We start from the raw sequence: 23,558 nt of genomic DNA on the forward strand, positions 1-23,558 counted from the left end.
CAGACACCGCCAAATCCGGAGACCGGCAATGACCGACACCCCCATGACCCCCAGCGAATTCGAGCAGGCCCTGCGCGCCAAGGGCGCCTGCTACCACATCCATCACCCCTTCCACCAAGCCATGTACGCCGGCCGCGCCAGCCGCGCACAGATCCAGGGCTGGGTCGCCAATCGCTTCTACTACCAGCTCAACATCCCGCTCAAGGACGCGGCGATCCTGGCCAACTGCCCGGATCGCGAAGTGCGCCGGGAATGGCTGCAACGGATCATCGATCATGACGGTACGCCTGGCAGCGAGGGCGGCATCGAAGCCTGGCTGCGCCTGGGCGAGGCGGTGGGGCTCGACCGCGAGCAAATCCTCTCCCAGGAGCTGGTGCTCCCCGGCGTACGGTTCGCCGTGGATGCCTACGTCAATTTCGCCCGGCGTGCCAGCTGGCAGGAAGCGGCCAGCAGCTCGTTGACCGAGCTGTTCGCGCCGCAGATCCATCAGTCGCGGCTCGATGCCTGGCCGACCCATTACCCGTGGATCGACCCCGCCGGCTACGACTACTTCCGCACGCGCCTGAGCCAGGCCCGACGGGATGTCGAACACGGCTTGCGCATCACCCTGGCCCACTACGTCACCCTCGAGGCCCAGCAACGCATGCTGCAGATCCTGCAATTCAAGCTCGACGTGCTGTGGAGCATGCTCGACGCCATGAGCATGGCCTATGAGCTGGAGCGCCCGCCGTATCACACGGTGACAACCGAGCGCGTCTGGCATCGGGGGATCGCGCTGTGAGCCTGGTCAAACGCGCGCATTCACCGACGCTGCGCCCGGGTTTTCGCTTGCAGTGGGAACCGCGCCAGGACTGCCACGTGTTGCTCTACCCCGAAGGCATGATCAAGCTCAACGCCAGTGCGGGGCAGATTCTCGAGCTGCTGGACGGCCAGCGCAGCGTCGCGGCGATCATCGACCGGCTGACCGCGAGTTTTCCTGAGGTGCCGGGCATCGACGAGGACGTGCTGGCTTTCCTGGAGGTGGCCCATGCGCAATTCTGGATCGAGTGACGCGCTGCCGGGGCCGCCGTTGTGGCTGCTGGCGGAGCTGACCTATCGCTGTCCGTTGCAGTGTCCGTATTGCTCCAATCCCCTGGATTTCGCCCGCCACGGCGAGGAACTGGACACCGAGGAATGGATTCGCGTGTTCCGTGAGGCGCGCGAAATGGGCGCCGCGCAATTGGGCTTTTCCGGTGGCGAACCGTTGGTGCGGCCCGACCTGGCCGAGTTGATCAAGGCCGCGCGGGACATGGGTTACTACACCAACCTGATCACCTCGGGCATCGGCCTGACCGAGCAGAAGGTGCGTGACTTCAAGGTCGCCGGGCTCGATCACATCCAGATCAGTTTCCAGGCCGCCGACGAAGCGGTGAACAACATGCTCGCCGGCTCGCGCAAGGCCTTTGCGCAGAAGCTGGCGATGGCCCGGGCGGTGAAAGCCCAGGGTTATCCGATGGTGCTGAACTTCGTCACCCATCGGCACAACATCGATGACATCGCCAGGATCATTGATCTGTGCCTGGAGCTGGAAGCGGATTTCGTCGAATTGGCCACCTGCCAGTTCTATGGCTGGGCCGAGCTCAACCGCGTCGGCCTGTTGCCGACCCGGGAGCAATTGCAACGGGCCGAGCGCATTACCAACGAGTATCGTGAGCGTCTTGAGGCCCAGGGGCACCCCTGCAAGCTGATTTTCGTCACCCCCGATTACTACGAAGAACGTCCCAAGACTTGCATGAACGGCTGGGCCAACCTGTTTCTCGACATCACCCCGGACGGCACGGCGCTGCCTTGCCACAGCGCCCGGCAATTGCCGGTGCAGTTTCCCAACGTGCGCGAGCACAGCATCGAGCACATCTGGAACCAATCGTTGGGTTTCAACCGTTTTCGTGGCGATGACTGGATGAAGGAGCCGTGTCGTTCCTGCGATGAAAAACACAAGGACCTGGGGGGCTGCCGCTGCCAGGCGTTCATGCTCACCGGCGACGCGGCCAATGCCGACCCTGTGTGCAGCAAGTCGCCCCATCACGGGGTGATCCTCAAGGCCCGCGAAGAAGCAGAGGCGCCGGGGCAGGGCATGGAGCACCTGACGTTGCGCAATGCGAAGGCTTCGCAGCTGATCTACCGCGGATGACCCTGGCAACACCCCCCCCTGTAGGAGCGAGCTTGCTCGCGAAGAACCCGAGAGCGCCGCTGAGTGTCAGGCTCCCAGCGTTATCGTTGACGACCATCGCGAGCAAGCTCGCTCCTACAGGGGACCTGCAGTGAACCCAGCCATTGGTCTGATTGCATTCGCAGCCGGATGCTTTAGTGTGGACCTTACCTTCCAAAACAATAAAAACAGGCTTTCCAATGAGCCAGAGTCTCAGTCAGCTGCGTAAATTCGTTTCGCCTGAAATCATCTTCGGTGCCGGTTGCCGGCACAACGTCGGCAACTATGCCAAGACCTTTGGCGCGCGCAAGGTGCTGGTGGTCAGCGACCCGGGGGTGATTGCCGCCGGATGGGTGGCGGATGTCGAAGCCAGCCTGCAAGCCCTGGGCATCGAATACTGCCTGTACAGCGGCGTCTCGCCCAACCCGCGAGTGGAAGAGGTGATGCTCGGTGCCGAGCTGTATCGGGAAAACCACTGCGATGTGATCGTTGCCGTCGGCGGCGGCAGCCCGATGGATTGCGGCAAGGGCATCGGCATTGTCGTCGCCCATGGCCGCAGCATCCTCGAGTTCGAAGGCGTGGACACCATCCGCGTGCCCAGCCCGCCGCTGATCCTGATTCCGACCACCGCCGGCACCTCGGCCGACGTCTCGCAGTTCGTGATCATTTCCAATCAGCAGGAACGCATGAAGTTCTCCATCGTCAGCAAGGCGGTGGTGCCGGACGTGTCGCTGATCGACCCGGAAACCACCCTGAGCATGGACCCGTTCCTGTCGGCCTGTACCGGCATCGACGCGCTGGTGCATGCCATCGAAGCCTTCGTGTCGACCGGGCACGGGCCGCTGACCGATCCCCATGCGCTGGAAGCCATGCGCCTGATCAACGGCAACCTGGTGCAGATGATCGCCAACCCGACGGACATCGCCCTGCGCGAGAAAATCATGCTCGGCAGCATGCAGGCCGGGCTGGCGTTCTCCAACGCGATCCTTGGCGCGGTGCATGCCATGTCCCACAGCCTCGGCGGCTTTCTCGACCTGCCCCATGGCCTGTGCAACGCGGTGCTGGTGGAGCACGTGGTGGCGTTCAACTACGACTCGGCGCCGGACCGTTTCAAGGTCATCGCCGAGACGTTCGGCATCGACTGCCGCGGCCTCAATCACCGGCAGATCTGCGGGCGCCTGGTCGAGCACCTGATCGCGCTCAAGCATGCCATCGGTTTCCACGAAACCCTCGGGCTGCATGGGGTCAGGACCTCGGACATTCCATTCCTGTCGCAACACGCCATGGATGATCCGTGCATCCTCACCAACCCGCGCGAATCCAGTCAGCGTGATGTCGAGGTCGTCTATGGCGAAGCCCTCTGACGAGCAACAACGGGCGCTGGCCGGATTACTCGGATTAGGCAGTCATTCGGCGCGCAAGAGCCATTACCCGGAACTGGCCGCGCGCCTCGACGAACTGGAAGCCGAGCGCAACCGCTACAAATGGTTGTTCGAAAACGCGGTCCACGGGATTTTCCAGGCCAGCCTGCACGACGGCATGCGCGCCGCCAACCCGGCCCTGGCGCGCATGCTTGGTTATCAGGACCCGCAGGAGGTGCTGTTCTCCCTGGCGGACCTGGCGAGCAACCTGTTTGTCGGCGGTGCCCAGGAGCTGGAAGACATCGGCGAAATCCTCACCCACCAGGGCAGCCTGCACGGCTATGAAACCCAGTTGCGGCGCAAGGACGGCAGCCATCTCGACGTGCTGATGAACCTGCTGCTCAAGCCCGACCAGGAAGGGCTGGTGGAAGGTTTCGTCGCCGACATCACCGAACGCAAGCTTGCCCAGGAACGCCTGCAGCAACTCAACGACCAACTGGAACAGCGCGTGACCGCGCGCACCGACGAACTGCTGGAAGCCAACCGCAACCTGCAACAACAGATCACCCAGCGTAAACAGATCGCCGAAGCCCTGCGCGATGCACGGGACGCCGCGCAGGCCGCCAACCGCAGCAAGGACAAATACCTCGCTGCGGCGAGTCATGACCTGTTGCAACCGCTCAACGCCGCGCGGTTGCTGATCTCGACCTTGCGTGAGCGCAAGCTGCCCGAGGTCGAGCAGGTGCTGGTCGAGCGTACCCATCAGGCGCTGGAAGGCGCCGAGGACCTGCTCACCGACTTGCTGGACATCTCCCGCCTCGATCAAGCGGCGGTCAAGCCGGATGTCGCGCTGTATCGCCTCGACGAATTGCTCGGGCCACTGGTCTCGGAGTTCCAGTCCGTGGCCCAGGCCGCCGGCTTGCGGTTGCGCGTGCACATGGGCGATTACGCCATTCGCACCGACTTGCGCCTGATGACCCGGATCCTGCGCAACTTCCTCAGTAACGCCTGTCGCTACACCGACGAAGGCAGCATCCTGCTGGGGGCCCGTTGCCGGGGCGACAAGCTGCGCCTGGAAGTGTGGGACACCGGACGCGGCATTCCCGCCGATCGCCTGGACTCCATCTTCCTCGAATTCAATCAGCTGGACGTGGGCCGCGCCGCCGACCGCAAGGGCGTGGGGCTGGGGCTGGCGATCGTCGAGCGCATCGCGAAAATCCTCGACTACCGCATCCAGGTGCACTCGCTTCCGGGCCGCGGATCGATGTTCAGCATCGAGGTACCGATATCCCGCGAGGTGCCTTTGCCCATCAGCCTCGCGGCACCGCAACCGGGCACGGGTAATCCGCTGCCGGGCCGGCGATTGCTGGTGCTGGACAATGAAGTGAGCATCCTCGAAAGCATGAGTGCGTTGCTCGGGCAGTGGGGCTGCGACGTGGTCACCGCCACCGATGAACACTCGGCGCTGGCGGCCCTGGCCGGTCAGGCGCCGGAACTGATCCTGGCCGATTATCACCTGGACCACGGCGTGGTGGGCTGTGATGTGGTCAGGCATTTGCGCGAGCATTACCGCCAGGCCATTCCTGCGGTGATCATCACCGCGGACCGTACGGACCAGTGCCGGCGCTCGTTGCAACGGCTCGAAGCGCCGCTGCTGAACAAACCGGTGAAACCCGGCAAGTTGCGCGCCGTGCTGAGCCAGTTGCTGGGAGCACCGGCTTGAGCGTCGCTGCACATTTCGATCATTAAGTTGTCAGTTTCGGTCATTGAGCCGCAGCTGCGCGGCTCTTAGTCTGTCGAACATGACTGACGGGGGCCGTAGAGCTTCCGCTTTTTCCGTGATCGCTCGCTGTGGAGTTACCGATGACCGCCGCCCATTACCCGCACCTGTTGGCCCCGCTGGACCTGGGATTCACCACGTTGCGCAACCGCACCCTGATGGGTTCGATGCACACCGGCCTTGAGGAAAAGCCCGGCGGTTTCGAGCGCATGGCGGCGTACTTCGCCGAGCGTGCCCGTGGCGGTGTCGGCCTGATGGTCACCGGCGGTATCGGCCCGAACGACGAGGGCGGCGTGTATTCCGGCGCGGCCAAGCTGACCACCGAAGAAGAAGCGCTCAAGCACCGCATCGTCACCCGCGCGGTGCACGAGGCGGGCGGCAAGATCTGCATGCAGATCCTCCACGCCGGTCGTTATGCCTACAGCCCGAAACAGGTTGCGCCGAGCGCGATCCAGGCGCCGATCAACCCGTTCAAGCCCAAGGAGCTGGACGAGGAAGGCATCGAGAAGCAGATCAGCGATTTCGTCACCTGCTCGACCCTGGCCCAGCAGGCCGAGTACGACGGCGTCGAGATCATGGGTTCCGAAGGTTATTTCATTAACCAGTTCCTCGCCGCCCACACCAACCACCGCACCGACCGCTGGGGCGGCAGCTACGAAAACCGCATGCGCCTGCCGGTGGAAATCGTGCGTCGCGTGCGTGAGGCGGTTGGCCCGAACTTCATCATCATTTTCCGCCTGTCGATGCTCGACCTGGTCGAGGGCGGCAGCACCTGGGACGAAATCGTGCTGTTGGCCAAGGCCATCGAGCAGGCTGGTGCGACGATCATTAACACCGGCATCGGCTGGCACGAAGCGCGAATCCCGACCATTGCCACCAAGGTGCCGCGCGCGGCCTTCAGCAAGGTCACGGCCAAGCTGCGCGGCTCGGTGAACATTCCGCTGATCACCACCAACCGCATCAACACCCCGGAAGTCGCCGAGCAGATCCTTGCCGAGGGCGATGCCGACATGGTCTCCATGGCGCGGCCGTTCCTCGCCGACCCGGACTTCGTCAACAAGGCCGCCGAAGGCCGCGCCGATGAAATCAATACCTGCATCGGCTGCAACCAGGCGTGCCTGGACCACACCTTCGGCGGCAAGCTGACCAGTTGCCTGGTCAACCCGCGCGCCTGCCACGAAACCGAACTCAACTATGTGCCGGTGCAGCAGATCAAGAAAATCGCCGTGGTCGGTGCCGGGCCTGCGGGGTTGTCCGTCGCCACCGTGGCGGCCGAGCGTGGCCATGCGGTGACGCTGTTCGATTCGGCCAGCGAAATCGGCGGTCAGTTCAACGTGGCCAAGCGGGTACCGGGCAAGGAAGAGTTCTTCGAGACCCTGCGTTACTTCGGTCGCAAGCTGCAGACCACTAACGTCGAGGTGTGCCTGAACACCCGCGTCGATGTGGCGAAACTGGTCGAGGGCGGCTACGACGAGATCATCCTGGCGACCGGTATTGCGCCGCGCTTGCCGGCGATTCCGGGGGTGGAAAATGCCAAGGTGCTGAGCTACCTGGACGTGCTGCTCGAGCGCAAACCGGTGGGCAAGCGAGTCGCGGTGATCGGCGCTGGCGGTATCGGCTTCGACGTCTCGGAATTCCTGGTTCACCAGGGCCAGGCCACCAGCCTGAACCGCGATGAATTCTGGAAGGAGTGGGGCATCGACACTCACCTGGAAGCCCGCGGCGGTGTCGCCGGCATCAAGGCGGCGCCCCATGCACCGGCCCGCGAAGTGTTCCTGCTGCAGCGCAAGAAATCCAAGGTCGGCGACGGCCTGGGCAAGACCACCGGCTGGATCCACCGCACCGGTCTGAAGAACAAGCAGGTGCAGATGCTCAACAGCGTCGAGTACCTGAAGATCGACGACGAAGGCCTGCACATCCGCATCGGCGAAACCGGTGAGTCGCAGGTGCTGCCGGTGGACAACATTGTGATCTGCGCCGGGCAGGACCCGCTGCGCGAGTTGCAGGAAGGCCTGGTGGCGGCGGGGCAGAACGTGCATCTGATCGGCGGCGCGGATGTCGCGGCGGAACTGGATGCCAAGCGGGCGATCAACCAGGGTTCGCGACTGGCTGCTGAACTGTAGGAGCTGCCGAAGGCTGCGATCTTTTGATCTTGCTTGTAAAAATCAAAAGATCGCAGCCTCGTTTCACTCGACAGCTCCTACAGGGTTTTTTATCGGCTGGTAGAATGGGGTTTTTCAGGTCGCCCAGCGCTGATGATTGTTCCTTCCGACTGGCTACCCCAAGCCCCACTCGATCGCCTCCACCTTGATTGGCTCACCGCAGCCAACATCGAACTCGCCATCCTGCGCCTGGACCAGATCGACCCGCTGATCAGCGGCAACAAATGGTTCAAGCTCACCGAACACCTCAAAGCCGCTGACCAGGCAGGCGCCAAGGGCATCATCAGCCTCGGCGGCGCCCATTCCAATCACCTGCATGCCCTGGCCGCTGCCGGCAAACGCTTCGGTTTTACCACGGTCGGCCTGTTGCGCGGGCACCCTCAGCAAACACCGACGGTGAACGATTTGCAGGCGTTCGGCATGCACCTGCACTGGCTCGGTTTTGCCGGCTATCGGGCGCGGCATGAGGCGGGTTTCTGGGAGCCATGGCAGGCGCAGTATCCCGACTTACTGGCGGTGCCTGAAGGCGGCGGCGGGTTGCCGGGTGCACAGGGCTGCCTGCCGCTCAAGGCATTGGCCTGCCGGCAACTGAATGACCTGGGCTGGAACGACTACGACGGCTGGTGGCTGGCCTGCGGCACCGGCACGACCCTGGCCGGCCTGGTGATGGCCGAAGCGGGCGAGCACCCGGTCTACGGCGCGCTGGCGGTGCCCGACGATCATGGGGTGGCACAGCAGGTCGAGCGCATCCTGGCGCAGGCGGGGGTGAATCATCCGTCTTATGAACTGTTCGACGCCAGCCGCGGTGGTTTTGCCAAGGTCGATTCGCTATTGCTTGAATTCATCGAGCAGACCGAACAGGCCAGCGGCATTCCACTGGAACCGCTGTACACCGGCAAGGCATTGCTGGCGCTAAAGCAGCAGGTCGAGGCAGGGAAGTTTGCCCCGGGCACGCGGCTGATCTTTATCCACACCGGTGGTTTGCAAGGCCGCCGGGGTTTTAGCTCCAAAACCTGAAAAGCACCGCAATCCATTGTGGGAGCGGGCTTGCTCGCGAAGGCGGTGCATCAGTCGCATCGTTAATTGACTGACACACTGCCTTCGCGAGCAAGCCCGCTCCCACATTTGATATGCGTCAGCTTCCGGTATTGCTGTTGACCCGCTTGGGCATCATTCGCAGCAGGGTGTTGTCGCCCACCACATAGTGGTGATACAGCCCGGCGACGGCGTGCAGGCCGATCAGCCAGTAGCCGAGGGTGCCACCGAGTTCGTGCCAGCCCTGGATCTGCTTGGCCAGGTCCTTGTTTTGCGCGACCAGCAGGGGCAGGTCGAAGCCGTAGAACATCACCTGGTTACCTTTGGCGCTGGTGACCAGCCAGCCCAGGATCGGCATGGCGATCATGAAGAGGTACAGCGCCCAGTGCATCAATTTGGCCAGCAGCGTTTGCCACTTGGGTGACGCCGGAAAGATCTGCGGTGCCGGGCCAAGGCTGCGGGCGAACAGGCGTAGCCAGACCAGCACGAAGACGGTCAGGCCGAGCATGAAGTGCGATTCGACGATCAGTGTTCGACCACCGCTGCCCTTGGGAAACAGGCCGCGCAGTTCGATACAGGCGTAAACCAGCGCCAGCAGGACCAGCATCAACCAATGCAGTGCGATCGAGACGGTGCTGTAGCGCGAGTCGGAGTTTTTCCACGGCATACGGTGTTCCTCACAGGTCCGGTTTGCAGCCACCCGTTCTTGATCGACGGTGTGCTTTAACTGTAATCCTGTTTCACCGGGTTTGCTTGAAGGCTCTCTGACGCTGAATGCCCTGTAGGAGCTGCCGCAGGCTGCGATCTTTTGATCTTGTTTTCAAGATCAAAAGATCGCAGCCTGCGGCAGCTCCTACAGGGGGCGATACGCGTTTGGTCAGTTGGTTTGCGGCATTTCGCCCTTGGCCAGGCGCTTGTTGATATCGGCAATCACTTCAGGCAAATCGCTGATAGTGTCGATCATGTAGTGCGGACGCGAGCCTTCGAACAGGGCGTGGATGCGCTTGCGCTCGCTGGCCAGTTCATCGCTGCCGAGGGCACGGTAGCCTTCATAGTCCAGGCCCAGCGCGTTGCCCGAGCAGATCAGCGCGACGGTCCACATGCCGGCACGACGACCTTCGAGGATGCCCGGCACGGTGTCGTCGATCTTCACGCACGCGGCGACGTCGTCGATGCCCAGCGCGATCACGTTGGCCAATGCCTGGGCGGGCCATGGGCGGCCGTTCGGCACTTCATCGGTGGCGACCACGTGGTCGGCCACGTAACCGTTGGTGGCGGCCAGTTCGACGACCTTGTCCATGACCTGTTTCGGATAACCGGAGCAGGAACCGATCTTGATCCCCTGTTCACGCAAGCCGGCAATGGTGTCCAGGGCGCCGGGAATCAGCGCCGAGTGTTCGGCGATTTTCTCGATCTGCAGGGGCATGAAACGCTGGTAGATGGCGGTGACGTCATCGTCGGTCGGCGTACGGCCGAACACATTGCGATAGCGCTCGGCGACTTGCGGCTGGTCGCACAGGGTGCGGATGTGGTCCCACTTGCCCATGCCCATCGGGCCACGGGCCTCTTCGATGGAGACCTGGACGTCGAACTCGGCAAAAGCCTCGACGAAAATCTGCGTCGGCGCGAACGAGCCGAAGTCGACCACGGTGCCGGCCCAGTCGAGGATGGCGGCTTGCAGCTTGGTTGGGTTGGTGTAGTTCATGGTGATCAGATCCTGTGGCAACTGGCTAATTGGGGGCTGCTTTTACTGTGGGAGCCAGCCTGCTGGCGATGAGGCCCTGACATTCAGCACATGTGTTGGCTGACAGTCCGCTATCGCGAGCAGGCTCACTCCCACAGGGGAATGAGGTGCGGTTTAGATTTCGAGCACTTCCATCTCGCGCAATACTTCGCCGATGGCCGCGACGGCTTCGCGCATTTCTGAAGGTTGCACATGACCAATGCAGCCCACACGGAACGTCTCGACCTGAGTCAGTTTGCCCGGGTAGAGGATGTAACCCTTGGCCTTGACTCGTTCGTAGAATTCCTTGAACTGGTAACGCGGATCTTTCGGCGCATGGAAGGTGGCGATGATCGGCGCCTGGATGGCGGCCGGCAGGAAGCTGCGCAGGCCCAGCCCGGCCATCTCTTCCATCAGGGCCTGGCAGTTGGCGGCGTAGCGCTGGTGCCGGGCGGGCAGGCCGCCTTCTTCGTTGTATTGCAGCAGGGCTTCGTGCAGCGCGGCAACCACGTGGGTCGGCGGGGTGAAGCGCCATTGCCCGGTCTTGGCCATGTAGGTGTGCTGGTCGTGCAGGTCCATCGCCAGGGAGTGCGAGTTGCCGGCGGCGTTGGCCAGGGATTCTTTGCGAGCGAACACGAAACCCATGCCCGGCACGCCTTCCAGGCATTTGCCGGAAGCGGCGATCAGCGCATCGAACGGCACCTGTTGAGCGTCTACCGGCAGCGCGCCGAAGGAGCTCATGGCATCGATGATCAGGCGCTTGCCGTGCTGCTCGACCACCTGGGCGATTTCCGGCAGCGGGTTGAGGATGCCGGTGCTGGTTTCGCAGTGAATCAGGGCAACGTGGGTGATGCCGGTATCGGCGCGCAGGAGGCGGTCGACGTCGGCGGCGGTGGTCGGTTCGTCTTCGGCGGTTTCGAAGGTGCTGAACGAGCGCCCGAGTACTTCGCAGATCTTCGCCAGGCGTTTGCCGTAGGCGCCATTGATCAGCACCAGGATCTTGCCGTCACGGGGCACCAGGGTGCCGATCGCCGCTTCGACGGCGAAGGTGCCGCTGCCTTGCAGTGGCACGCAGTGGTGGCTGGCGGCGCCGTTGATGATCGCCAGCAGTTGTTCGCAGAGGCTGGCGGTCAGCTGGTTGAAGCGGTCATCCCATGAACCCCAGTCAACCATCATCGCCTGACGGGTGCGGGGCGACGTGGTCAACGGGCCGGGGGTGAGCAGGATGGGTGCGGCAGTACTCATTCTCGTGTCCTCGCAATCGATGGGATGAAGCTACGGGGCTTAAATTGCAATTTGCCGAGTTATCAATCAAATTGTTTGTTGTTATGCCAGCCATCAGTGAGAGTTATTCATGAACCTGTTTCAGCTCCGCGCGTTCGATGCCGTGGCCCGGGAGGGCAGCTTTACCCGCGCCGCCGCGCGGCTGTTCATCAGCCAGCCGGCGGTCACCGGGCACATCAAGGCGCTTGAGGAGCACTACCAGATCACCCTGCTGCGCCGCACCGCACGACGGGTGGAGTTGACGGAGGAGGGCACCAAGCTGGCGGCGATCACCCGGGCGATGTTCGGCCTGGCCGAGGAGGCGCAAGCGATGCTGGAGGCCAACCGGCAGTTGCTCACCGGGCGCCTGGAAGTGGCGGCGGACGGCCCGCACATGGTCATGCCGATGCTCGCGAGCCTGCGCGCGCGTTATCCGGGGATCACCGTCAACCTGCGCCTGGGCAATGCCCAGGAAACCCTGGCGGCGCTGTTGTCCGAGCATGCCGACGTGGCGGTATTGACCGAAGTCGAGCCGCGCAAGGGCCTGCATTTGCAAGCCCTGAGCGAATCGCGGATCTGCGCCCTGGTGCCCGAAGGTCATCCCTGGGCGCGGCGCACTCAAGGCGTGCCGCTCAAGGAACTGGACCAGGTGATCATGGTGCTGCGTGAGCCGAGTTCGATCACCCGACGCACCTTCGATGAAGCCTGCCTCCAGGCACAGGTCAATCCGCGGGTGTTGCTGGAGCTGGACAGCCGGGAAGCGGTGACCGAGGCGGTCGCTGCCGAATTGGGGGTGGGGGTGGTGTCGTCGGTGGAAGTCAGCCATGACCCGCGGGTGGCGGCGGTGCCGATCATTGGCGAGGGGTTGGTCAATCGGCACATGATGGGGTGCATGGAGCGGCGGCGGGATTTGCGCTTGATTCAGGCGTTTTTCGGCTTGGCGCCTGCCAGTTAGACCGCGTTGCCTGCATCGCCAGCAGGCTGGCTCCCACAGAGTATTGCGTCGTACACAAGATGGGTGAATAGCATAAATCCCTGTGGGAGCCAGCCTGCTGGCGATAGGGCCAGACCTGCCTACACAAGACTCTCGCGAACCATCTGCAAAAACGTCGCCACCACCCGCCGCGAACTCTGCTCGCGCAAGCACACCAGCGTCTCGGTCAATCGCCGTTTGCAATCGATAATCGGCAACGCGCACACCCGCGAATCCGCACCGAACTCCGCCGCCGACACCACGCCCACACCAATCCCCACCACCACCGCCTCCCGCGCAGCTTCCCGACCTTCGACCTGAATCGCAGGGCGAATGCGAAACCCCGCGCCGGCCATTTCTTCTTCCAGGGTCTGGCGGGTCACCGAACCGATTTCCCGCAGCACCAGCGGCGTATCGTCGAGGTCGGCGAGGGTGATGGACTCGCGATCCGCCCACGGATGATTGCGCGACACGAACGCCACCATCGGGTCATTGCGCAGCGGCAGCGAGATCAATCGCTCGTCACTCACCTCGCGGCCGAGCAATGCCAGGTCGGCCTGATAGTTGAACAGGCGGAACAGCGATTCATCGGTGTTGCCGGTTTCGATCTTCACGCTGATACCGGGGTAGCGCTCGCAGAACCGGGCGATCTGTGGCAGCACATGCACCGGCGCATCCACCGCCAGGATCAGGCTGCCGGTCTGCAACGCCTGGGAATCCTGCAACAGCTCCTGGGCCTCGGCTTCGATCACGAACAATTTCTGGGTGACGCTCAGCAAGCGCTCGCCCAGGTCGGTGAGGCGTACCGAGCGTTTGTTGCGGTGGAACAGCAACACGCCGTAGCGTTCTTCGAGTTTGCGCACCTGGTCGGAAATCGCCGGTTGGGTGAGAAACAAACGCTCGGCGGCTTTGGTGAAGCTTCCATGCACGGCCACGGCATGGAAGGCTTTGAGCTGGGCGTGGGAAACCGACATGGGAATCTCCAGTAACAAGCTGAGCTTATTTTGGAAATACGATAAATCGATTTCACTTATTAATCAGTAATTGTTTTGATCGACCTCAGCCCCGGTGACTGCTCAGTCGAACAGCGCGGGTGCCATGAGCCTGTGCGTGCAACAACAGGACTCATCTGACCGGAATCGCCCACAGGGACAAGGTGATTTCGCAGTGCTCAACAATAAAAACACAGGCGTTTTCTTCCAATTCTGCCGGCACACTCACACCCTGAGGTCAGAACCACAATGAACAAGCACATCGGCACCATCAAGCGTTGGCGCGTGCAGATCTTCGCGATCACCTGGCTCGCCTACGCCGCTTTCTACTTCACCCGCAAAGCGTTTTCCGTTGCCAAGCTCGGCATCGGCGAAGACCCGACGTTCATGCTCGACAAGATGGCCATGGCCAACCTCGACGCGATTTACCTGACCGCCTACGCCATCGGCCAATTCACCTGGGGCATCCTGGCCGACCGCTTCGGGCCGCGGGTGGTGGTCCTTGGCGGCTTGCTGATTTCGGCGGCGGCAGCGCTGGTGATGGGCAGTTTCGCCACCTTGCCGATCTTCGCCACCTGCATGCTGATTCAAGGCCTGGCGCAGTCCACCGGTTGGTCGGGGCTGTGCAAGAACCTCGGCAGTTTCTTTCCGTCCGAGCAACGCGGGCGGGTGCTGGGTCTATGGAGTTCCTGCTACGCCTTTGGCGGACTGGTGGCATCGCCATTCGCCGGATGGTGGGCCTACACGCTGATCGGCTCCTGGCACGCAGCGTTCATTTCCAGTGCGGCGGTGGTTGGGCTGGTCGCCGTGCTGTTTTTTATTTTCCAACGCAACAAACCTGAAGATGTGGGCTTGCCGGCCGTGGAGCCGGAGCCCGAACTGAGCGCTGAAGAGGCTTATGCCCAAAGCAAGATCAGCGTGCTGGAGCCGCTGAAGGAAATCCTGCGCAACCGCACCGTGCTGATCCTTGGCCTGGCGTACTTCATGTTGAAACCGGCGCGCTACGCGATTCTGCTCTGGGGCCCGGTGATCGTGTTCGAACAGATGCCCTCGGTGGGCAAGGTCGGCGCGGCGATCATTCCCACCGCGTTCGAACTGGCCGGGTTGCTCGGGCCGATCATGATCGGCCTGGCCTCGGACAAGCTGTTCGGCGCACGGCGCATGCCAGCCTGCGTCATCAGCCTGTTGGCGCTGACCGTCTCGCTCGCCTTCTTCATGGGCGCCCTGCAAACCGGCAGTGTGATGCTGGTGGTGGCGCTGTTGTTCGTCATGGGTCTGACCCTCTACGGACCTGACTCGATGATCAGCGGCGCGGCCGCCATCGATTTCGGTACCGCCAAGGCTGGCGCCACGGCGGCCGGGTTCGTCAATGGATGCGGCTCGGTGGGGGCGATTCTCGGCGGATTGCTGCCAGGCTACTTCGATACCGTCACCGTGTTCATTGTCTTCGCTGGCTGCGCGCTGTTCTCGGCGCTGGTGCTGGTCCCCCACTGGAACAGCCGCCCCGGGGGCCAGGGGACTCACTTTGCCTACGTCCCCAACCGGGCGATGACCATCAAACCCCTGCGTACCTGAATCCTCTCCCGCGTCGCCTGCTGCGCTTGCGGCAGGCCGGCGTGTGGACAATTGACTGGAGATTGACCCATGAGACCCTTTTGGCTGGACCAGGCCTTGAAGGCGGATGCATCGGAAACCTGTCCGCCACTGCAAGGCGACAGCCGCGCCGACGTGTGCATCGTCGGCGGCGGTTATACCGGCTTGTGGACCGCGATCATGCTCAAGGAACAGGACCCGGAACTGGACATCGTGCTGATCGAAGCGGACATCTGCGGCGCCGGCGCAAGTGGGCGCAACGGTGGATGTGCGCTGTCGTGGTCGGCAAAGTACTTCACCCTCGAGCGACTGTTCGGCGTTGACGAGGCGGTGCGGCTGGTCAAGGAGTCCGAACGCAGCATCCATGCCATCGGCGCCTTCTGCGAGCAGTATGGAGTGGACGCCGATTATCGTCTTGACGGCACCCTCTATACCGCCACCAATCGCGCGCAATGCGGCTCGACCGACGCGGTGATTGCGGCGCTGGAACGCCACGGCATCAACTCGTTCACCCAGCGCCCCGTGGCCGATGTGCAGCGCATGGCCGGTTCGGCCAAGCACCTGGAAGGCTGGTTTTCCCCGGCGGCCGCCAGTGTGCAGCCGGGCAAGCTGGTGCGTGGCTTGCGCCGGGTCGCCTTGCAACTGGGCGTGAGGATTCACGAAAACACCGCCATGACCGGGTTGGAGGAGGGCAAGCCGGCAGGGATCCAGACCCCGCACGGGACCATTCGCGCCGACCGGGTGGTGCTGGCGATGAACGCCTGGATGGCCCGGGCCTTCCCGCAGTTCGAACGCAGCGTGGCGATCGTTTCCAGTGACATGCTGATCACCGAGCCGCGGCCCGACCTGCTCAGCGAAATCGGTTTGACCAGCGGCGTCACGGTGCTCGATTCGCGGATTTTCGTGCACTACTACCACAACACCCCGGACGGCCGGATCATGCTCGGCAAGGGCGGCAACACCTTCGCCTATGGTGGGCGCATGCTGCCGGTGTTCGATCAACCGTCGCCCTATGCCGGCCTGTTGCGGCACAGCCTGGCGGATTTTTTCCCGGCCTTTGCCGAGGTCAAGGTCGAAGCGACCTGGAACGGTCCCTCGGACCGCTCGGTGACCGGGCTGCCGTTCTTCGGGCAGATGAGCGCCAGTGGCAACGTGTTCTACGGCTTTGGTTATTCGGGCAGCGGGGTGGGGCCTTGCCACATGGGCGGGCAGATCCTCGCTTCGATGGTCCAGGGCCTGGACAACCCCTGGACCCGCTCGCCGCTGGTAAGCGGACCGCTGGGCTTTTTCCCGCCGGAACCGATTCGTTATCTCGGCTCGTTGATGGTGCGCAACGCCATCCGCCGCAAGGAGCGCGCCGAGGACCACGGGCGTCGGCCACGGCACTTGGACGTGCGCCTGGCGAAATTCGCCGCCGCGGCCGGCAAGGCGGACAAGGGCTGAGGCTCAGTCGTCCGGACGATTGATCAGCCAGTCGAGCAGCAGGCGGGTGTCACTGTGGCGGGTGTCGGCGCGCACCGCTGGCGGGCTGCGGCGCTGTCCGGTGCTGGCGCAGAACACCGGACGGTCGGGGTCGCTGTCGAGGAAACTGACCCAGCCATCGCTGCCGGCCATGGGCAGCTGGATCGGTTCCGTTGGGGCTTGGGACACTGTCAGTGCGACAGGTAGCCAGAGGCCCTCTGCGGGATCGACATCCGTGTCGGGCCACAAACTTACCTGCAAACGACCTTGATCATCCTGTGCCGCGTGCTGTCCGGCCGGACCACAGACCCGTGCAGGCTGAAAGCCGGGGATGCGCGGCCTGGCCTGGTCCAGAGGGGGACGAAATACCGTCGACCAGGGGATGGCCGTGAACTGATTGCGGTAGCGCCGGGGCCTGCTGTCCTCAGCCAGGATCGAACCCTGCTGTCCCTGGTGTCGCGCCTCGCAGACCAGCCATTGATCGTTGAACCCCGGCACGGGGTGATCTGCCACTTGCACGATGCAGGCGCTGCGTAACAGGGGCTGATTGCTTTGGCCGTGAAGCTGCAACTGCTGGCAACGCATGCGCTGCAGATCGCGGCGGTCGAGTTGATCGTGATGACGTTGCTCCTGAGTGGAGCGGGGCGCGCTCGTGTGGGTGAAAGCGTGATTGGCTGCGCCTTCACCGACCTGCGAAGCACCGCGATTTTTCGCATTCGTTCGTGGGAAAACGGTTTGTGCAGCGTGGCGCTGATACAGCTCGCTGATCGCCGGTTGAGCACTGTCATCACCCTGGAATGGCATCAGCAGCGGCTCCTGGGGAAAGCTCATGTTGTCGTCGGCCAACACCAGCACATGGCTCTGAGCGGAATGTTCGAAGTGGTAGTGAATGCCTTCTTCCTCGCACAGGCGCTGCAGCAAGGCCAGGTCGGTTTCCTCGTACTGAATGCAAAACGGCCGCAGGGGATAGTGCCCGTCTGCCAGGTCCAGGCGATAGCTGTCTGCAGGCATGTCATGTTCCTCCAGCAGCTGGCGCAGGATCATGGGCACGCTGAGACGCTGGAAGACCCGCCGCGATCGGATTCGGTCCAGCGCTTGAAGGGCCGGCACCAGCACCAGTTTATAGCCTATCCGGCCACGTCCTCGATGTTCGCAGCTGGCGCTATGCAGCACGCCATGAATGCCCTGGCCTTGCCCAAGGTCGAGCAGCGCCGGTTGTTGCAGCAGCCGTTCAAGGTTGAGGGCCGGTGCCAGGCCGATCACTTCGATATCGAATCGATAGGGTTGGTTGAGGGCCTCGCGACCGCTGAACTGCACCACTTGCAAACTGAGGTGGTCGTCGAGGAGTGTCAGGGTGAAGGGACTTTCCTTGTCGTTGTGCATCGATCGCGCTTCTACCATGGAGTAGGGACTGCGAGGGTACGAAACCTGCAGGCCTTGTGGACATGGCTAAGCGAAATTTCAGAATCGCCCTACAACCATCGGTAAAAATGTCGATCCGTGGATGAGATTTTTTGGTCGATTGCCAACTTTAGGCCGTATAAACTTGGCGGCATGCGTCGGCCAATAGATGTTTCGGCGCCATAGACAAGAGAGTGAGTAATGGGCGCACAGTGGAAGGTTAAACACAAAGAAGCGGCAGCTAACGCCAAGGGCAAGATCTTCGGCAAACTGGTGAAGGAAATCACCATTGCTGCGCGCAACGGTGCCGATACCGCCACCAACGCACACCTGCGTCTGGTGGTCGAACAGGCCAAGAAAGCTTCGATGCCCAAGGAAACACTGGATCGTGCCATCAAGAAGGGTGCGGGTCTGTTGGGCGAGACCGTGCAATACCATCGCGTGACCTATGAAGGCTTCGCGCCGCACCAGGTGCCGCTGATCGTCGAGTGCGTGACGGACAACATCAACCGTACCGTCGCTGAAATCCGCGTGGCCTTCCGCAAGGGCCAACTGGGCGCTTCCGGTTCGGTGGCCTGGGACTTCAACCACGTGGGCATGATCGAAGCCTCGCCGGACACCCCGGACGCCGATCCGGAGATGGCCGCCATCGAAGCCGGTGCCCAGGATTTCGAGCCGGGCGAAGACGGCGCGACGCTGTTCCTGACCGAACCTACGGACCTGGACGCCGTGCAAAAAGCCCTGCCTGAGCAAGGTTTCACCGTGTTGTCGGCCAAGCTGGGCTACCAGCCGAAGAACCCGGTCAGCGGCTTGAGCGATGAGCAGATGGCTGAAGTCGAAGCTTTCCTGGAAGGCCTCGATAACCATGACGACGTGCAGGATATGTTTGTCGGCCTGGCCGGCTAAACATCTCTCGCAGCTAACCCGATCACCTGTAGGAGCTGGCTGACCAGCGAAGGCGGCATAACGGCCACCATCGCATCGCCAGCAAGCCGGCTCCTACAGATGTGTGTTTCCCCCAGTCAAACCCCCTCCCGCACCTCCACCAACTGCCCCAACCGGCTGCGCGTACGCGCCAGGTCAATCGCGTCACCACCCAAACTTTCGCGCAGGGAGCGTTGGCCCAGCAAAGTCAGGTGCTTGTCCTGGTCATACAACACGTCGACCAGATTGATGAAACGCTGCTGCGCGGCAATCGTGCAGTCGGCGAGGTCGGGCAGGTCGTCGATGATCCAGTGATCGAAGCGCCGGCACAGTTCCAGATAATCCATGACCGCTGTGGGGTGATCGCACAGGTCGCCGAAGGTGAAGCCGACGGTACGTCCTTCGCAGTAGCGGGCCGAGAGATGGCGAGCGCCGACCGGCAGGGCAATGGCCGGCCCGTTCGGCGCTGGCAGGTTCGCTGCCTGGCGTTGCGCCAGCGTCGCGGGCCAGACGTATCGGCCCTGGGTGAACAGTTGATGCGCATGGGTTCTGGCCTGACTGCGATAGTCGTGCGGCCCGCCGACTTCCATGACCTGCATGCGCGCATTGATCAGGTCGATCACCGGTTTGAAGCGCGCATGGTAAAGCGGGTTGGGCAGCAGGCCTTCCGGCGGGTAGTTGGAGGTGACCAGCAGCAGGATCCCGCGCTGGAACAGCGCCTTGAACAGCCGCGTGATCAGCATCGCATCGCCGATATCGTGAACGTGAAACTCGTCGAAACACAGCACCCGGCAATCGCTCAGCAACTCATCCAGCGTGGTCGCCAGCGCATCCGGTTGCTCGCGATGGCTGAACATGCCCTGGTGCAGGCGGGCGAAAAAACCGTGGAAGTGCAGTCGCTGCTTCTGGGCGAGGGGGATCGCCTGGAAAAAACCGTCGAGCAGCCAGCTCTTGCCACGCCCGACGGCGCCATGCAGGTAAAGCCCGGGCAGCGCCTTGCCCGAGGTGCCCAACAGCGTCGAGGCGTGCTGCGCCATGCAGTCGATCACCCGTTGCTGGCTGTGGCTGAGGGTGTAGCCCTGGGAACCGGCCTTGTGGTGGAAGTAGTCGTGAATGACCCGGGCATTCGCGCAGTGACGGTCAGCCCCGGCTGATCCCTTGTCGAACAGGCGGCGCAACGATGGCCAGCGCGGTGTGAGTCGCGAATGCTTGGGCGGTCTAACGGCCACTGTGATGTCCCCGTGATCTTCAGGCGGGCTCCGGGAGCCGCGGCGGCGTAGTTTAACCAGATAGGTAGTTTTGCTTCCAGCGGGTTTCAGGGCGACGACGTCCCTTTATATGGCGCAATACCCTACGCCATTGGTCAACTAATTACAAAGCAACCTAACTATTACGTTGACATTGACTGCCTAGGCAGTAATATCTCGACATACATTCACTGCCTAGGCAGCTTATTGGTGTTCAGATGAAACATTTCACGCCAGACGACTTCCACAATTGCCACCTCGGCCTGCTGCTTGGGCGCGCTGCGCTGCTCAAGGACCGCATCATCGACACGCACATGGAACCCCACGGCATCACCGCCGCGCAGTTCAAGGTGTTGATCATCATCGCCCAGTACGGCGTCGATTCGCCTGGCGAGCTGTGCCGGCACCTGTCCCTGGACAGCGGTTCGATGACCCGCATGCTCGATCGTCTGGAACAGAAAGGTTTCCTCGCCCGCCAACGCTCCGAGGCAGACCGTCGTCAGGTTCAGCTGGTGCTGACCGCCGAAGGCCAGAAGCTGGCTGATCGTCTGCCGCACATCGGCGCCCAGGCCATGAATGAACTGGCCGGCGCCATCACGCCGGAAGAATTGAAAACCCTGGAGTCGATCCTCAAGAAAATCCTGATAGCAGCCGGTGACTCGATCACCCTGCTGCGGGTAGGTGACCAATGAACAGTAAAACCTTGCGCACCGGCCTGAGCCTGGTGCTGTTGGCCATGAGCCTGGCCGGTTGTGCCAGCTACAGTGGCCTGACCACCGAAGGCGTCAGCCTCGACGCGAAAAACCTCAAGGCGGGGCAATCCCTCAGCGGCGTGACGCTGTCGCCAGCGGCCTGGCCGAAAAGCAACTGGTGGACCAGTCTCGGCGATCCGCAGCTCGACGGCCTGATCCGCGAAGCCCTGCGCGACAGCCCCGACATGCAGATCGCCGACGCCCGCGCCCACCAGGCCAGCGCCGCGGCCTACGCCGCCGACGCCGCGCGGATGCCGACCCTGGATGCCAGCGCCGGCGTCAGCCGTTCGCGTCTGGCCCGAGACCAGGACCCGCTGGGGCAGGGCGACAACTACGCCACCGTGCGCAACATCAGCGCCACCTTCAATTACAACTTCGACCTCTGGGGCGGTCAGCGTGATGCCTGGGAAGCCGCGCTGGGCCAGGCCCGTGCCGCCGAAGTCGATCAGCAGGCTGCGCAGTTGACCCTGTCCGCCGACGTGGCCCGCGCCTACAGCGATCTGGGCCAGGCGCACATCGTCCATGACCTGTCCGCCGAAGACCTCAAGCGCACTCGGCAAATGCTCGACCTGAGCCAGCGTCGCCTGAGCTCCGGGATCGACAGCCAGTATCAGTTCCAGCAGACCGAAAGCCTGGAAGCCACCTCCCAAGCCAATTTGATCGACGCCGAAAAACGCCTGCAAAGCGCCAAGATAGCGCTAGCCGTACTGCTGGGCAAAGGCCCGGATCGCGGCAATGAAATCGCCCGGCCGAACATTCTCAAGCCCGGTGCCGTGGCCTTGCCGTCGGTACTGCCGGCCGAACTGCTCGGACGGCGTCCGGACCTGGTGGCCGCGCGCTGGCGGGTCGAGGCGGCGAGCAAGAATATCGACGCCGGCAAGACGCAGTTTTATCCGAACTTGAACCTCAGCGCCGCGGCCGGTGCCGAATCCCTGTTGGGGGATGCGATGTTTGGTTCGGCCAGCCGCTTCTTCAATGTCGCACCAACGATTTCCGTGCCGATTTTCGACGGTGGCCGCCTGCGCGCCGACCTCGATTCCCGCGACGCCGACTACGACCTGGCGGTGGCGCAGTACAACAAAAGCCTGGTCAGGGCGCTGGGCGACGTCAGCGACAGCATCAACCAGTTGCGTGATATCGGTCGGCAGATCGCTGCCCAGCAGCACGCCACCGACATCGCCCAGGATTCCTACAACACCGTGGTCCAGCGCTACGGTTCCGGCATCGGTAACTACCTGGACGTGCTCAGCATCGAGCAGCAGTTGCTTCAGGCCCAGCGTCAGCTGGCCAACCTGAATGCCGAGCAGATCGACCTGTCGATCCAGCTGATACAGGCGCTGGGTGGCGGTTTCCAGCCTGAGGCCATTGCCTCGGCCAACGCCGCGCCCGCCACGCTGACCCACTAATTCAAGGTATTTGTCATGGCCACTGCCGATACAACTTCAACCCCTGAAACCCAACCTGCCAATCCCGATTCGGGCAAGCGCAAGTTCATGCTGCTGGTCCTGGCCGCGGTGGTCGTATTGGGCGGCGCGGGCGTCTGGGCTTACCACGAGTTCTACGGGCGCTGGAGCGAAAGCACCGACGACGCCTATGTGAACGGCAACGTGGTGGAAATCACCCCGTTGGTAACCGGCACCGTCGTCAGCATCGGCGCCGACGATGGCGATCTGGTCCACGAAGGCCAGGTGCTGGTGAACTTCGACCCGAATGACGCCGAAGTCGGCCTGCAAAGTGCCCAGGCCAACCTGGCCCGCACCGTGCGTCAGGTTCGCGGCCTGTACAGCGACGTCGACGGCATGAAAGCCCAGGTCAACGCGCAACAGGCCGAAGTGCAAAAAGCCCAGGACAACTTCAACCGGCGGAAAAATCTCGCGGTCGGCGGGGCGATTTCCCAGGAGGAACTGTCCCACGCCCGTGACGACCTGACCTCGGCACAGAACGCCCTGGCCAATGCGCAACAGAAGCTCAAGACTTCCAGCGCGCTGGTGGATGACACCGTGGTTTCCTCGCACCCGGACGTGATGGCCGCCGCGGCGCAATTGCGCCAGGCCTACCTGAACAACGCCCGCAGCACCCTGATCGCGCCGGTCACCGGCTATGTGGCCAAGCGTAGCGTGCAGCTTGGGCAACGGGTGCAACCGGGCGAGGCGCTGATGGCGGTGATCCCTCTGGATCAACTGTGGATCGACGCCAACTTCAAGGAAACCCAGCTGCGCGACATGCGTATCGGCCAACCGGTGGACATTGAAGCCGATCTCTACGGCAGCAGCGTGAAATACAGCGGCACCGTCGACAGCCTCGGTGCCGGCACCGGTAGCGCCTTCGCCTTGCTGCCGGCGCAGAACGCCACCGGCAACTGGATCAAGATCGTGCAGCGGGTACCGGTGCGCATTCATATCAACGCCCAGCAGCTGGCCGAGCATCCGTTGCGCGTTGGCCTGTCGACCCTGGTCGATGTGAACCTGCGGGACCAGAGCGGCCCGGTGCTGGCGCAACAGCCGCCGCAAAAGGCGTCGTTCAGCACCGGCATCTATGACCGCCAGTTGACCGAGGCCGACGCCATGATCACCCAGTTGATCCACGACAACAGCGCCGCGGTCAGCAAGACCGTGCATCGCTGATTCGCCAATCCACCATCACCCCGCCCCCCTGTAGGAGCGAGCTTGCTCGCGATGGTGGGTCAGCTACATCACCGTCGAC

20 protein-coding genes are annotated in these 23,558 nt (G+C 62.9%); 14 read left to right on the forward strand and 6 right to left on the reverse strand.

What is annotated here, in order from left to right:
* Window positions 1-28: 28 nt before the first annotated feature.
* The 7 genes from pqqC to NPS56_RS11570 all read left to right on the forward strand — a co-directional run bounded on the left by pqqC (window position 29) and on the right by NPS56_RS11570 (window position 8,508).
* Window positions 29-781 carry a pyrroloquinoline-quinone synthase PqqC gene (gene pqqC, locus NPS56_RS11535; protein ID WP_274074725.1) on the forward strand — a complete coding sequence of 251 codons (753 nt, stop codon included), beginning with the start codon at window positions 29-31 and terminating at the stop codon, window positions 779-781.
* A complete protein-coding gene (gene pqqD, locus NPS56_RS11540; protein ID WP_274074726.1) occupies window positions 778-1,050 on the forward strand; it encodes a pyrroloquinoline quinone biosynthesis peptide chaperone PqqD in 273 nt (90 codons plus the stop codon). The genes pqqC and pqqD overlap by 4 nt, the downstream gene beginning before the upstream one ends.
* Entirely contained in the window at window positions 1,028-2,170 is a 1,143-nt protein-coding gene (gene pqqE / locus NPS56_RS11545; RefSeq protein ID WP_274074727.1) for a pyrroloquinoline quinone biosynthesis protein PqqE, read from the forward strand. The genes pqqD and pqqE overlap by 23 nt, the downstream gene beginning before the upstream one ends.
* 218 nt (window positions 2,171-2,388) lie before the next feature.
* On the forward strand, window positions 2,389-3,552 hold the full coding sequence (ercA, locus tag NPS56_RS11555) for an alcohol dehydrogenase-like regulatory protein ErcA (protein ID WP_274074728.1): 1,164 nt from the start codon (window positions 2,389-2,391) through the stop codon (window positions 3,550-3,552).
* Window positions 3,536-5,272 (forward strand): PAS domain-containing hybrid sensor histidine kinase/response regulator, encoded by a 1,737-nt coding sequence (locus NPS56_RS11560; protein WP_274074729.1) that lies wholly within the window; start codon window positions 3,536-3,538, stop codon window positions 5,270-5,272. Before ercA ends, NPS56_RS11560 begins: the two co-directional genes overlap by 17 nt.
* Window positions 5,273-5,412: 140 nt before the next feature.
* The gene (locus tag NPS56_RS11565) at window positions 5,413-7,452 is read left to right on the forward strand and encodes an NADPH-dependent 2,4-dienoyl-CoA reductase (RefSeq protein WP_274074730.1); all 2,040 of its coding nucleotides are present in this window, start codon (window positions 5,413-5,415) and stop codon (window positions 7,450-7,452) included.
* A 132-nt stretch (window positions 7,453-7,584) separates the two neighbouring features.
* Complete coding sequence (locus tag NPS56_RS11570) at window positions 7,585-8,508, forward strand: 1-aminocyclopropane-1-carboxylate deaminase/D-cysteine desulfhydrase (RefSeq protein WP_425313625.1); 924 nt, start codon at window positions 7,585-7,587, stop codon at window positions 8,506-8,508.
* Window positions 8,509-8,626: 118 nt separating this feature from the next.
* On the opposite strand, the gene NPS56_RS11575 is transcribed toward NPS56_RS11570, so the two are convergent.
* From NPS56_RS11575 to NPS56_RS11585, 3 genes are all read right to left on the reverse strand, one after another.
* A complete protein-coding gene (locus NPS56_RS11575; RefSeq protein WP_274074731.1) occupies window positions 8,627-9,193 on the reverse strand; it encodes a cytochrome b in 567 nt (188 codons plus the stop codon).
* Window positions 9,194-9,403: 210 nt separating this feature from the next.
* Window positions 9,404-10,231: a phosphonoacetaldehyde hydrolase gene (phnX, locus tag NPS56_RS11580; protein ID WP_274074732.1), complete on the reverse strand. Its 828-nt coding sequence runs from the start codon at window positions 10,229-10,231 to the stop codon at window positions 9,404-9,406.
* A 153-nt stretch (window positions 10,232-10,384) separates the two neighbouring features.
* Entirely contained in the window at window positions 10,385-11,494 is a 1,110-nt protein-coding gene (locus NPS56_RS11585; protein ID WP_274074733.1) for a 2-aminoethylphosphonate--pyruvate transaminase, read from the reverse strand.
* Between the two features lie 109 nt (window positions 11,495-11,603).
* Here NPS56_RS11585 and NPS56_RS11590 point away from each other — a divergent pair, with 109 nt between their 5' ends.
* On the forward strand, window positions 11,604-12,467 hold the full coding sequence (locus NPS56_RS11590; protein ID WP_274074734.1) for a LysR substrate-binding domain-containing protein: 864 nt from the start codon (window positions 11,604-11,606) through the stop codon (window positions 12,465-12,467).
* A gap of 119 nt (window positions 12,468-12,586) precedes the next feature.
* On the opposite strand, the gene NPS56_RS11595 is transcribed toward NPS56_RS11590, so the two are convergent.
* Window positions 12,587-13,459 (reverse strand): LysR family transcriptional regulator, encoded by an 873-nt coding sequence (locus NPS56_RS11595; RefSeq protein ID WP_274074735.1) that lies wholly within the window; start codon window positions 13,457-13,459, stop codon window positions 12,587-12,589.
* Between the two features lie 267 nt (window positions 13,460-13,726).
* On the opposite strand from NPS56_RS11595, the gene NPS56_RS11600 reads away from it, so the two are divergent.
* Both NPS56_RS11600 and NPS56_RS11605 read left to right on the forward strand, forming a co-directional pair.
* A complete protein-coding gene (locus NPS56_RS11600) occupies window positions 13,727-15,052 on the forward strand; it encodes an MFS transporter (RefSeq protein WP_274074736.1) in 1,326 nt (441 codons plus the stop codon).
* 69 nt (window positions 15,053-15,121) lie between these two features.
* Window positions 15,122-16,513: an FAD-dependent oxidoreductase gene (locus NPS56_RS11605; RefSeq protein WP_274074737.1), complete on the forward strand. Its 1,392-nt coding sequence runs from the start codon at window positions 15,122-15,124 to the stop codon at window positions 16,511-16,513.
* Window positions 16,514-16,516: 3 nt separating this feature from the next.
* Here the strand turns inward: NPS56_RS11605 and NPS56_RS11610 are convergent, their stop codons facing one another.
* Window positions 16,517-17,914, reverse strand: coding sequence for a type VI secretion system Vgr family protein (locus NPS56_RS11610; RefSeq protein ID WP_274074738.1), 1,398 nt, complete (start codon window positions 17,912-17,914; stop codon window positions 16,517-16,519).
* Window positions 17,915-18,133: 219 nt separating this feature from the next.
* Between NPS56_RS11610 and NPS56_RS11615 the strand changes: the two genes are divergently transcribed.
* Complete coding sequence (locus NPS56_RS11615) at window positions 18,134-18,838, forward strand: YebC/PmpR family DNA-binding transcriptional regulator (protein WP_008063883.1); 705 nt, start codon at window positions 18,134-18,136, stop codon at window positions 18,836-18,838.
* Window positions 18,839-18,954: 116 nt separating this feature from the next.
* Here NPS56_RS11615 and zapE read toward each other — a convergent pair whose 3' ends face one another.
* Window positions 18,955-20,085 carry a cell division protein ZapE gene (gene zapE, locus NPS56_RS11620; protein ID WP_274074739.1) on the reverse strand — a complete coding sequence of 377 codons (1,131 nt, stop codon included), beginning with the start codon at window positions 20,083-20,085 and terminating at the stop codon, window positions 18,955-18,957.
* Window positions 20,086-20,321: 236 nt separating this feature from the next.
* Here zapE and NPS56_RS11625 point away from each other — a divergent pair, with 236 nt between their 5' ends.
* Genes NPS56_RS11625 through NPS56_RS11635 form a run of 3 tightly spaced genes read left to right on the forward strand, consistent with a single transcriptional unit; the run spans window position 20,322 to window position 23,479 of the window.
* Complete coding sequence (locus tag NPS56_RS11625) at window positions 20,322-20,795, forward strand: MarR family winged helix-turn-helix transcriptional regulator (protein ID WP_046817145.1); 474 nt, start codon at window positions 20,322-20,324, stop codon at window positions 20,793-20,795.
* Window positions 20,792-22,261, forward strand: coding sequence for an efflux transporter outer membrane subunit (locus NPS56_RS11630; protein ID WP_274074740.1), 1,470 nt, complete (start codon window positions 20,792-20,794; stop codon window positions 22,259-22,261). The genes NPS56_RS11625 and NPS56_RS11630 overlap by 4 nt, the downstream gene beginning before the upstream one ends.
* Window positions 22,262-22,276: 15 nt before the next feature.
* Window positions 22,277-23,479, forward strand: coding sequence for an efflux RND transporter periplasmic adaptor subunit (locus tag NPS56_RS11635; RefSeq protein WP_274074741.1), 1,203 nt, complete (start codon window positions 22,277-22,279; stop codon window positions 23,477-23,479).
* Window positions 23,480-23,558: the final 79 nt, after the last annotated feature.

The sequence above is a fragment of the Pseudomonas putida genome, assembly GCF_028682635.1.
GTDB classification, from domain to species: Bacteria; Pseudomonadota; Gammaproteobacteria; order Pseudomonadales; family Pseudomonadaceae; genus Aquipseudomonas; species Aquipseudomonas putida_AE.